Source organism: Maribacter sp. 1_MG-2023 (assembly GCF_030547005.1).
In the GTDB taxonomy this organism is placed as follows: Bacteria; Bacteroidota; Bacteroidia; order Flavobacteriales; family Flavobacteriaceae; genus Maribacter.
Map to the genome: position 1 here is coordinate 40,782 of NZ_JAUOPN010000008.1, position 11,832 is coordinate 52,613.

Sequence of the window (11,832 nt, forward strand, 5' to 3'; positions counted from 1 at the left end):
AATTTTGTAATGAGCACAGAAAAGCAAGATATAAAACCATTGGTAAGCATTGTAACCGGTACTTATAACAGTTCTAAATTTATTAGTGACTGCGTTCAAAGTATCGACAATCAAACTTATGATAGCATTGAGCATATTATAATTGATGGAAACTCTAAAGACAATACCGTTTCTATTATTGAAAATATGCCGAATAGAGTTTCTAAAATTGTTTCAGAAAAAGATGATGGTATTTACGATGCTATGAATAAAGGTTTAAAATTAGCAGAAGGTGAGATATTAGGTATTCTTAACTCTGATGATTTTTATAACTCCAATGAAGTAATACAAAGTGTCGTAAAAGCTTTTGAAGATCCAAACATCGATTGTGTGTATGGAGATTTAGTTTATGTTGAACAATTAAATACTGATAAAGTAGTTAGAAATTGGGTGACAGGACCGTATAAAGAAAATGCGTTTAAGAAAGGTTGGCATCCTGCACATCCATCATTTTTTGTTAGAAATTCTATTTATAAAAAATTAGGATATTTTGATTTGAATTTTGGTCTTGCCGCTGACTTTGAATTAATGCTACGCTTTTTAGAAAAAAATAAGATAAAAGGTACCTACCTACCAACGCCTATGGTTAGAATGAGGCTTGGTGGTGCCACTAATAAAAGTTTAAAAAATATTTTACAAGGAAATAAAGAATGCGTTGAAGCGTTTAAAGCTAATAACTTAAAAGTTTCAGCGGCATACCCCTTATATAGATTACTACCCAAATTAAAACAATTTCTTAAATGAAAGTTCTAATAACAGGTGGCAATGGATTTTTAGGTAGCTATTTCGTAAATCATTGGAAAGCGAAAGGAAACGAGGTTTTTACCTTAGGAAGAGGCGATAACAGTGATCTAAAATGTAATATTAAAGATGAAATACCTAAAATTAATCAAGACATTGATTATGTTATTCATATAGCAGGAAAAGCACATAGTATTCCTAAAAGTAAAGCAGATGAAGAGAATTTTTACAATGTAAACGTAAAAGGAACAGCTAATCTACTAAAGGGTTTAAACCAGAAAAACATAAAAGGTTTTATGTTTATTAGTAGCGTTGCTGTTTATGGTGCTAAACATGGATCGAATATTACTGAAAAAAACAACTTAGAAGCCACAGATAGTTATGGGAAAACAAAAATTGAAGCTGAAAAATTAATTACAGAATGGGGTTTAAAAGAGAATGTTACTATTTCAATTATTAGACCTCCATTGATAATAGGAAAGAATGCTCCCGGAAATTTAGGTAAGATGATTACCGGAATCGAAAATGGCAGGTATTTTAATATTGCTGATGGAAAAGCAAAACGATCTGTAGTTTTAGCGGAAGATTTGGCAAATTTTTCAACAGAGCTAATAACTATAGGTGGTGTATATAATTTAACAGATGGTTTTGATGCTAGTTTCAATCAATTATCAGATGTTATTTCAAAAGCAAAGAACAAACAAAAAGTAAAAAATATGCCACTTTGGTTAGCCAAAGGAATTGCGAAAACCGGAGATCTCATTGAAATGATATTAAAGAAAGAAGCTCCTTTTTCAACAAAGAAATTAATACAAATGACAACAGACTTAACGTTCAGTTCAAAAAAAGCTAGTACCATAGGTTGGAAACCGAAGGGAGTAGTTACGAACGTTAATTTATGGATGAATTAAGATAAGACCATTTTAAAACTATAAATAATGATAATTTTAGGATTAAACACACATCACGCGGACTCTTCAGCAGCAATATTTGTTGATGGTAAATTAATTGCCGCTACAGAAGAAGAGCGTTTTACAAGAATAAAACATTGGGCAGGCTTCCCTGCCGAGGCTATTAAGTTTTGTTTGAAAGAGGCTAATACTACTTTAGAAGAAGTAGACTATATAACCTTAGGTAGAGATCCTAAAGCTAAAATTGATAAGAAGGCTCTTTATGCACTTACCAATTTAAAGACAGGCACATCATTATTAAAAAATCGTTGGGAAAATAGAAAGGACATATCTTCTATGGCCGAACAATTTGAAAATGCTTTTAATATTCCTCAAGATATTATTAATGCCAAACTAGTTAACGTAGAACATCATAGAGCTCACTTAGCATCAGCTTTCTTTGCTAGCCCTTTTGAAGAATCTGCAATTATATCAATTGACGGATCAGGTGATTTTACTACCACAATGTTCGCTTATGGAAAAGGTAACAAAATTGAAGTTCTAGATTCTATAGATTACCCAGTATCATTAGGTTTTTTATATACCGCATTTACTCACTTTCTAGGCTTTCCACATTATGGTGATGAATATAAAGTAATGGGTTTAGCCCCTTATGGAGAACCTAAGTATGTTGATAAAGTAAAGAAGTTATTAAAATTTAAGGACAAAGGTCTTTGGACTTGGAAGAAGCAATATTTCGGTGAAATCAAGGCTTTGTATGAAAACAACCAGCCTATTGTTGAACCTTTCTTTACTAAAAAGTTCGAAGAGCTTTTTGGAACACCTAGAGATCCAAAAGGAGAGTTAACACAATACCATAAAGATTTAGCAAAATCTGTACAGGTCGCTACAGAAGACGTTATTTTCCATATGGCGAATCATATGCAAAAAGCAACAGGCAGTAAAAATATTTGTATTGCCGGCGGAGTTGCTCAAAACTCTGTTGCTAATGGTAAAATAATAGCAAATACAGATTTTGAAAATCTTTATATACCATCTGCTGGTCATGATGCAGGTATATCGATGGGTTCTGCATTGTATCATTATAATCAAACTTTAGATTTCGCTAGAGCAGGCGAGCAAAAATCTGCTTCAACAGGGGCTCATTTTAACAATGATGAAATTGAAGCATATTTAAAGAGTAAAGGTGTTTCTTATAAAAAAATGGAAGATGCCGAACTTTACGATTACATTTCAGATAAGTTAATTGTACCTTCTGTTGTAGGTTGGTATCAAGGTAGAGCTGAATTTGGCCCTAGAGCACTGGGTAACAGATCCATTATCGCTGATCCGCGTAACGAACAGGCTAAAGAACTATTAAACTTAAAAATAAAACGTAGAGAGAGTTTTAGACCTTTTGCACCTTCTATATTGAAAGAATATGTAGGTGAGTATTTTGAATACGACCAAAATGTTCCGTTTATGGAAAAAGTATTTCCAATTAAAAAAGAAAAGCATGCAGAGATACCAGCTGTTACGCACGTTGATGGTACTGGACGACTACAAAGTGTTGATAAAGATGTTTCACCAAGGTATTATAATTTAATAGAAGCTTTTAGAAAGAAAACTGGAGTGCCTATTCTTTTAAATACTTCTTTTAATGAAAACGAACCTATAGTAAATACTCCGGCAGAAGCCTATTCTTGCTTTGAAAGAACAGCTATGGATGTTTTAGTAATGGAGAATATCGTTGTTGAAAGATAACATTCTATCATAAGTACATTCAAATTCAATTAGGTAAAGAACTTTATAAAAGTTAAATTAAATGAGTTCAACTACTCTATTTATAATCACATTTTTAATTCTATTTTTTTGCGCTTATTTATATATAAAAATAGCACAGAAATTTGGAATTGAAGATGTGCCTAATCATAGAAGCTCGCATTCTTTAAAAACTATTAGAGGAGGTGGTATTCTATTCGTTATATCTTTATTTATATATTTTTTCACGCAGTCTTTACCACTACCCTACCTATTTGCTGCTATATTTTTAGTAGCTTTTGTTAGTTTTGTCGATGACTTAAAGACATTAGGTACTTTAAGTAGATTGGGGGCACAGATTATTGCTGTTATTTTAGTTTTTTATCAATTAAATCTTTTTGAAAATTCCATTTTTTTAATTTTACCTCTGATCATATTCTGCCTTGGAATTATCAATATTTATAATTTTATGGACGGAATAAATGGTATAACAGGCTTTTATTCTTTAGCTGTTTTACTATCCATATTAGTATTGAACCATTCTTTTAACGTTATTGATTATCAAATTTTAGTTTTTGGTATTCTTGGAATTGCTGTTTTTGGCTTCTTCAATTTCAGAAAAAAAGCCATTTTTTTTGCTGGTGATATTGGTAGTATTTCGATTGGAGTTTTTATTACCTTTTTACTCTTATTATTTTCGTTCAAACTAACTACACCACTACCATTTATGTTCATTGCAGTTTATTTGGTTGATGGAGGAGTAACGATAATCTCAAGATTATTAAAAAAGGAAAATATTCTTAAACCACATAAGAGTCATCTATATCAAAATCTTGTACATCTAAAATCGGTAAAGCACTTAACTGTTGCAGGCGGCTACGCTATAGTTCAGCTTTTAGTAAATATTATCGTATTAATGGTAATACATGAAAATCTATCACTTCAATTGCTAACTACCATACCTCTTGTTTTAGTACTAATTGTCTTGCATATATTTATTAATAGAAAAATGAAACCTAATCTTATTAAGCAGAGCTCATAAGTTGCTATTCTAAAAGAGTATAATTTTAGTTTTATATAAATTATTAAGATAGGATATTACTAGTAACCTCTTTAAATTTTATTTTAACCGCTTCGAGTAAATTTATTATTTAAATCGCTTTATTTATTACTTTCGCGTAGTTTACTGTTAACCATAGACTAAACCGCAGTAATATTTAATGATTTTAATATCAATTCCCCCGAATATTTCATGGTTAATCACAAGCATTTTTTATTAATATTATTCTTTTGGATATTTTCATACGCCCATAGTCAAGAACTATCATATGAAAATGCCTTTCCTAATCTCTCATTTAATTTTTCGACTGAAATACAAGGTAGCGTTGATGGCACTAACCGAATGTTCGTCGTAGAACAGCAAGGGTTTATAAAAGTATTTCCAAATAAAGCCAATGTTACCCTAGAAGAACAAACGACATTTTTAGATATTTCTTCTATAGTATCCTATAGCGCAGGTCAAGAAATTGGACTTTTAGGTCTTGCCTTTCACCCTAACTATGCTACCAACGGTTATATTTTTGTCTACTATATAGATCAGCCAAGCAATTACAGAATTAATATTGCCCGCTATAAAGTGGATAGTTCCAACCCAAACTTGATTGATCCTAATTCAAGAATTATAATAGCGCAATTCACTAAAAACCAATCAGATTCAAACCACAATGGCGGTAAAATTGCATTTGGTCCAGATGGGTATCTGTACATTTCTATAGGTGATGGCGGCGGAGGCGGCGATCCACAAGGTAATGGTCAAAATTTAAATACCGTTTTTGGCAGTTTACTTCGAATCGACATTGATCTAGATGGCAATAATCCGGTTGAAACGAACTCCGAATTACCGAATGGAAATTATGAAATACCTTCAGATAATCCAAGAGTCGGTCAATCGGGATTAGATGAGTTGTATGCCTGGGGTATTAGAAACACCTGGAAATTTTCATTTGACCTTACAGGTAATCTTTGGGGATCAGATGTGGGTCAAAATTCATACGAAGAAATAAATATTATTACCAGAGGTGGTAACTATGGATGGAACAGATTTGAGGCAAATACAGAACCTAGCTATGGCAGCGAAACAATACTTGCTACCTCACCCGATATTAAGCCCATATTCTTATATGATCACAGTGCATCAGATGTTTCAATTACTGGTGGCTACACCTATAAAGGCTCATTGACCAATAATAATTTAAAAAACAAATATATTTATGGCGATTATGTTTCTGGTCGTGTGTGGGCTTTAGATTATAACACCAGTACAGGAAACACCACTAATGAATTTCTCTTTAAAACAAACGGAGAATTCATTTCCTCATTTGGTGAAGATGAAGCTGGTGAATTATATTTTTCTGATTATGGGGCGAATGCTAAACTATTTAAATTAACAGAAACCATAACAGGTCCCGTAACCACTCCCGTAAACGGAATAGGAGAATGGAAATCCTTATCTTCAGGTACAGATGGTATTGTACAATCTATTACGTCATCTACAAATGGCATAAGTTATATAGCTGGTACGATCAATTCTGCCGGTGGCATAAGTGCCTCAGACCTGGCAACGTTAAGTACTAATGAAGAATGGGCATCATTTGGAACCGGTATAGAAGGTACCATACTTGCCACTACTTTATCCCCCGACGGAACACTTTACATTGCTGGTGATTTCACCATCGTAAACGGCATAGAAGCTAATAATATAGCGAAGTGGAACGGTACTTCTTGGTCAGCCTTGAGTTCTGGCACAAACGGACCAATTTCAACAATGGCTTTTAATGAAAACGGAACTTTATTTATAGGTGGTGTTTTTACAACAGCCGGCGGCTTGAGCGCTAATAACATTGCTAAATGGGAAAATGAATCTTGGAGCTTACTTACTGACGCTTCAACAAACATTACAGGAACAAATAATGAGGTACGATCGATACATGTAGATGATAATAACAGGGTCTATATTGGCGGGAATTTTGATACTGCCGGTGGCATTGCGGCAACTAGAATTGCCCTTTGGAACGGCACTAATTGGTCTGCTCTGGGTTCTGGCACAAGTGGTTTTGTACAAGCAATGGAATCTGCAGGTGACTATTTATTTGTTGGAGGTAATTTTTCCATTGCTGGAGATAAAACTGTAAATAGAATTGCCCGGTACCACAAAAATAATAACACTTGGGAAGCATTGGGAAATGGGGTAAGCGGAAATGTAAATACAATTACTAGTAGTGGCTCATATATGTACGTAGGGGGTACATTTGATACAGCCAGTGATGATGGTTCCATAGATAAGATAGTTAACAATTTAGCAAGATGGAGTACACAAACAGGTTGGGAAGCTTTAGGCTCGGGTACCAATGTTGGTGTTGACACCAGGGTTAATGCTTTGCAATTTATCAAAAACGAAACTGAACTTCTAGTTGGCGGTAATTTTATAACTGCAGGAAATATCAATGCTAATAATATTGCTATTTGGGGAGCGACTTTTTGTGCTGATGAAAGTGTAATACCTGAGTATTTCATCAATGGTAACTGGGATAGTGGCAGTAACAACCTAACTATTACAGAAGGTGATGATATAACTTTAAGTATTCTACCTAATGACATTTCTTTTACCATCACTCTACCAGGAGGTTCTATAGTAAACAATGATTATTTATTAGAAAACACAAATATCTCACAATCTGGGACATATACTTTTACAACATCAAAAGGCTGCACTACAGATTTTTTATTGACAATAGCTTCCGCAAATAATGATGCAGATGATGATGGAGACGGAATAAATAACACCAATGATTTATGCCCGAATACCGCAGCTGGAGCAACTACTGATGCCAATGGCTGTTCTAGCACACAATTAAATAATATTGGAGATGCTGATGGGGACGGAATATTAAATGTAGACGATATTTGCCCTAATACTCCTAATGGTGAAACTGTAGATGAGAATGGTTGTACGATACTATCATATCCTGCAAATCAATTTAAAATTACTTCAACGGGTGCTTCTTGTATTAATTCTGATAACGGATCTATATTCATTGAATCTTTAAACGATGAAGAATTTAATGCTACTATTACGGGTGAGGATGAAAATAGAACTATTGCCTTCACTGACACGTTAACTATCGCAGATTTAGCGAAAGGTGAATATAATTTATGTATCTCTTCTAGCACCTCTACCAATTATCAAAATTGTTCTAAAATAATTATTACCGAACCTTTACCCTTAAGTGTACTTTTAGACTTCGATGCTTTGACCAACAGCGTCAACTTAAAAATGAGTGGTGCTGATGAATATACCGTGCAAGTAAACGGTAAAAGTTTTCAAACTAGAAAAGAACAAATCAGCATTCCGTTGTTAGTTGAAATTAATACGATAAGTGTGAATACTAATCAACATTGTCAAGGGGAATTTGAAGAAACGATATACTTGGGAACGACTCCAATAATTTATCCGAATCCGGTTGGTAATAGTCTATCAATAGATTTAAAAACTCTTACAATAGATAAGATTGAAATAGCTATTTTTACAGAAGCAGGAGTTTTAGTACATTCAGACAACTATAAAGTTGAACAATCAATCATTGAAATTAATACTAGCTTATTAAGCTCTGGTATTTACTTTTTAAGATTGAAGAATGATAACTTCAATAAATCCTTCAAACTTTTAAAACAGTGAAAAAAAGCGGATTTTTAGTTTTCCTATTATTAATACTTCAATCGTGCGGTGTAGATTCAGATGTTTTGGAATACGCCAAAGATCAAATAAACATCACTCTTATCTTCCCTGAAGATGACTCTGAATGCACCGAAGGTATAATCGTTTCCGATACACAAAGCGAGCTAGTCTTTGAGTGGTCTGATGAAAATGATAATAGTCCGTACATCGTACATTTAACGAGTCTTGTAAGTTCACAGACAGAATTAATAGAAAGTGATAACACAGACGTTTCCATTACCCTAGATCGCGGCGTAGCCTATTCATGGTTCGTAACTGGAAAAATTAATAGTACTAGCGAAATTTGGAATTTCTATAATGAAGGACCAGGTTTGAAATCTACAATACCCTACCCTGCTACAGCTATTTCACCTGTTTCGGGAGCCTCTATATCGCAAACTAGCACATCGGTTAATCTAATCTGGAATTCAGAAGATCCTGATGACGACATTGTTTCTTATGATTTATTTTTTGGTGAAGCAAAAGACCCTCAGCTTTATGGAACAGATGTTACAGAAACTAGATTTAATGATATACCAGTTGAGGCTGGAAAAATCTATTATTGGAAAATTATTACCAAAGATAGCATCGGTAATGAATCTACCTCTGAAGTCTTTACATTTTCTGTAGGTTAAAGCATATTAAAGTATTGCATTAAATTTTAAAGTTGACAATAAAAAAGCCCCTTTAGCAAATACTAAAGGGGCTTTATATAAACTATATTCCTTATTAAAATTCTAGTATCACAAACTCAGAACGTCTGTTAACTGCATGCTTTTCTTCAGGACAATAAGTATTGTCATCACACTCGTTTAATAGTTGGGTTTCACCGTAAGCTTCTGTTGTCAACTTATCGGCTGATACTCCTTTAGACAATAAATAATCTTTAGTCTTATCAACTCTTCGCTGCGATAGCCAGTCATTATATTTCGAAGTTCCTCGAGAATCGGTATGGGAAGTGATTTTCAAAGTTAATGTTGGTATTTCTTCTAAAACCTGCGCTAAAGAGTCTAGCACCTTTTTAGATGAAGAATTAACAACCGAAGAATTTAAATCAAAATATACATTTCCTAAATTCTCAATTCTCGACTTAATTTCTGTCTTACGCTTATTAATCGCATCTACTTTAGCTTTCTCAGCAGCCGCCAATGCATCTTCCTCTTGTTGTTTTTTAAGTCTTTCTGCCAATAATAATTCGTCCTTTAAACGATTAACTTCATTTATTGAATCTGTTTGACGCTGTTTCTCTTTTGCGATAGCCGCTAAAAGCTCTAGTTTTTCCTCTCCTCGTTTAGAAAGCCCTTTTTCTATACCAAATTGATAAACGGCTCCAGCTCCATACTGAATGTGATTAGAAACACCTTCTTCTTCGCTCATAGCCCATTTACCAGTAGCATTTAAGTCCAATCCCCATCTGTCTGAAAACCATGTTCTAAAACCTACAATAGCATTATAGGTTCCTCTTCCTCTATTATTAGCATCTGTATAACCAGCACCTATACCAACATAAGGATCAAACCAAGCAGTTTCACCAATTATTTTATTTAAATCATACGTAATTCTACCATCTAAGCCGAAATAATTGATGTTTTCAGTTATAATCTCTCCATCAATATTTTTACCATCTTTATATTGGTTATAGGTTCCAATAGCTTCTAAACCAAGTCCACTTTTAAAATATCTACCGATACTTACTCTTGATGGATAAGGAACTAAATTCCATTCATCTCCAAAATTAAAGAGTCCATCAAAAACATTACCTGAATCATCTACAGCGTTTAAACCGACACCGAAAATCCAAGAGCTCTGTACAATACTATCTTTTGCCGTGATTTGAAGTTCATCTTGAGCAAAGGTTATAGAAGATACCATGAGAATTAATAATAAACTAAAAATTTTAGCCGTTTTCATAATATAAAATTTGGGGTTATAAAATGTAAAATTAGTTGTAGGTGAGGAGGTTGACAAATAATTACCGTGTATAGCAATTAAAATCGTTCGTTAGTCGAATGTAGAATTATTATCGACTAATTACTTTATAATTTTGAGCGTTTTTGTACTTAAAGGCAACTTGTACATACTAAAAGGACTTACAATTAAGGTATTTTCTTCTTTAGACACTGTAGTTTTCATCTTATGAATTTGCAAATAATCAGCCTTCTCACTCAACTCTAAATCAGCATAATTAGAAGCTGAACTATCGCCACACCAAATGAGAATCATTTCGATGTTAAAATCTATTGAAGGCGGAGTCAATCCTGGTTTTCTGGTCTGGTTTATTTTACCGTAAAAATCGTTCAATTCTTTTTGATTCTTTATTAAAAGATACTCCTCTTGCTCAAAGCCGCTGTAATTCTCATTTAAAATAAGTTCCATACCCGTATCATTAGATTCTTGCAAACTACTTTGAGCAGTGCTCTTACAAGAATTCAGCTGAATTATAGCTAACAGAAAAAAACAAGTAAAATATTTAAACATTTTTGAATCTTCCTTTATAAGCCCTTTCATATACTTCTTCGTAAAGCGGAACCACTTTTTGAATATCAAAACGCTGTGCTTCTTTTAGGGCATTAAGTTTGAATCTTTCTAAAACACTATCATTCTTTAAAATGGTAATCGCCTTAGCCGCCATATCGTTGATATCACCAACATCACTTAAAAATCCACTTACGCCTTCGGTATTCACCTCTGGTATACCACCAGCATTACTAGAAATCACCGGGACTTTATTTATCATCGCCTCAAGAGCTGCTAGTCCGAAACTTTCTGATTCTGATGGTAATAGAAATAAATCTGAGAAACATAGAATTTTATCGATCTCATTACTATTCCCTAAAAATATAACCTTATCTGCTATACCTAATTCTTCGCATAAACGCTCAGCACCTTCTTTCTCAGGCCCTTCACCGACCATAATAAGTTTTGAAGGAATTTGAAGTTGAATTTTACTGAATATTTTAATTACATCAGGTATACGCTTTACTTTTCTGAAATTACTTATATGCGTCACTATACGCTCGCCTTCAGTTGCCATATTTGACCTCTGGCAATCGGTAAAAGAAGTACTGTATTTTTTGGCATCGATAAAGTTAGGGATAACTTCAATCTCGCCTTTAATATCAAAAGTATCTAAAGTACCCTTTTTTAAACTTTCAGAAACTGAAGTAACCACATCAGACTGATTAATACTAAAAGTAACTGCAGGTTTGTAGAAAGGATGTTTACCGACCAAAGTGATATCGGTACCATGTAGTGTTGTAATCATTGGCACATAGATACCCTCTTCTTCTAACATTTTCTTTGCCATATAGCCCGCATAGGCATGTGGTATCGCATAATGTACATGTAAAAGATCGATTTTATGAAGCTTTATGGTATCAACTAACTTACTAGATAATGCAAGTTCATAAGGCTGATAATGAAATAGTGGATATTCTGGCACATGAACTTCATGAAAGAATATTTTATTACTCAACAACTCTAAACGAACCGGTTGCTTGTAGGTAATAAAATGAATCTCATGACCTCTATTAGCCAATGCAATTCCTAATTCTGTTGCGACTACACCGCTACCACCAAAGGTAGGGTAACATACTATTGCTATTTTCATTACAACAAAACTACCTT

Annotated in this window: 9 protein-coding genes; 6 read left to right on the forward strand and 3 right to left on the reverse strand. The window is 33.7% G+C overall.

The window, feature by feature from the left end:
• Window positions 1–9 precede the first annotated feature (9 nt).
• The 6 genes from Q4500_RS10545 (at window position 10) to Q4500_RS10570 (ending at window position 8,840) form a co-directional block, all read left to right on the forward strand.
• Window positions 10–783: a glycosyltransferase family 2 protein gene (locus tag Q4500_RS10545; RefSeq protein WP_303599631.1), complete on the forward strand. Its 774-nt coding sequence runs from the start codon at window positions 10–12 to the stop codon at window positions 781–783.
• Window positions 780–1,691, forward strand: coding sequence for an NAD(P)-dependent oxidoreductase (locus Q4500_RS10550; RefSeq protein ID WP_303599632.1), 912 nt, complete (start codon window positions 780–782; stop codon window positions 1,689–1,691). Before Q4500_RS10545 ends, Q4500_RS10550 begins: the two co-directional genes overlap by 4 nt.
• 27 nt (window positions 1,692–1,718) lie before the next feature.
• Window positions 1,719–3,434 carry a carbamoyltransferase C-terminal domain-containing protein gene (locus tag Q4500_RS10555; RefSeq protein WP_303599633.1) on the forward strand — a complete coding sequence of 572 codons (1,716 nt, stop codon included), beginning with the start codon at window positions 1,719–1,721 and terminating at the stop codon, window positions 3,432–3,434.
• 61 nt (window positions 3,435–3,495) lie between these two features.
• Window positions 3,496–4,473, forward strand: coding sequence for a UDP-GlcNAc--UDP-phosphate GlcNAc-1-phosphate transferase (locus tag Q4500_RS10560; RefSeq protein ID WP_303599634.1), 978 nt, complete (start codon window positions 3,496–3,498; stop codon window positions 4,471–4,473).
• Between the two features lie 210 nt (window positions 4,474–4,683).
• On the forward strand, window positions 4,684–8,166 hold the full coding sequence (locus tag Q4500_RS10565) for a PQQ-dependent sugar dehydrogenase (protein WP_303599635.1): 3,483 nt from the start codon (window positions 4,684–4,686) through the stop codon (window positions 8,164–8,166).
• Window positions 8,163–8,840 carry a hypothetical protein gene (locus Q4500_RS10570; protein WP_303599636.1) on the forward strand — a complete coding sequence of 226 codons (678 nt, stop codon included), beginning with the start codon at window positions 8,163–8,165 and terminating at the stop codon, window positions 8,838–8,840. The genes Q4500_RS10565 and Q4500_RS10570 overlap by 4 nt, the downstream gene beginning before the upstream one ends.
• A gap of 94 nt (window positions 8,841–8,934) precedes the next feature.
• Here Q4500_RS10570 and Q4500_RS10575 read toward each other — a convergent pair whose 3' ends face one another.
• From Q4500_RS10575 to bshA, 3 genes are all read right to left on the reverse strand, one after another.
• Window positions 8,935–10,116 (reverse strand): OmpA family protein, encoded by a 1,182-nt coding sequence (locus Q4500_RS10575; RefSeq protein ID WP_303599637.1) that lies wholly within the window; start codon window positions 10,114–10,116, stop codon window positions 8,935–8,937.
• Window positions 10,117–10,236: 120 nt separating this feature from the next.
• A complete protein-coding gene (locus tag Q4500_RS10580) occupies window positions 10,237–10,713 on the reverse strand; it encodes a hypothetical protein (protein WP_303599638.1) in 477 nt (158 codons plus the stop codon).
• The gene (gene bshA / locus Q4500_RS10585) at window positions 10,676–11,815 is read right to left on the reverse strand and encodes an N-acetyl-alpha-D-glucosaminyl L-malate synthase BshA (protein ID WP_303599639.1); all 1,140 of its coding nucleotides are present in this window, start codon (window positions 11,813–11,815) and stop codon (window positions 10,676–10,678) included. The genes Q4500_RS10580 and bshA overlap by 38 nt, the downstream gene beginning before the upstream one ends.
• Window positions 11,816–11,832 lie beyond the last annotated feature (17 nt).

Coding starts and splice junctions, on each gene's coding strand:
- Q4500_RS10545 (WP_303599631.1), top strand. CDS start 10: ATGAGCACAGAAAAGCAAGATATAAAACCATTGGTAAGCATTGTAACC.
- Q4500_RS10550 (WP_303599632.1), top strand. CDS start 780: ATGAAAGTTCTAATAACAGGTGGCAATGGATTTTTAGGTAGCTATTTC.
- Q4500_RS10555 (WP_303599633.1), top strand. CDS start 1,719: ATGATAATTTTAGGATTAAACACACATCACGCGGACTCTTCAGCAGCA.
- Q4500_RS10560 (WP_303599634.1), top strand. CDS start 3,496: ATGAGTTCAACTACTCTATTTATAATCACATTTTTAATTCTATTTTTT.
- Q4500_RS10565 (WP_303599635.1), top strand. CDS start 4,684: ATGGTTAATCACAAGCATTTTTTATTAATATTATTCTTTTGGATATTT.
- Q4500_RS10575 (WP_303599637.1), bottom strand. CDS start 10,116: ATGAAAACGGCTAAAATTTTTAGTTTATTATTAATTCTCATGGTATCT.
- Q4500_RS10580 (WP_303599638.1), bottom strand. CDS start 10,713: ATGAAAGGGCTTATAAAGGAAGATTCAAAAATGTTTAAATATTTTACT.
- bshA (WP_303599639.1), bottom strand. CDS start 11,815: ATGAAAATAGCAATAGTATGTTACCCTACCTTTGGTGGTAGCGGTGTA.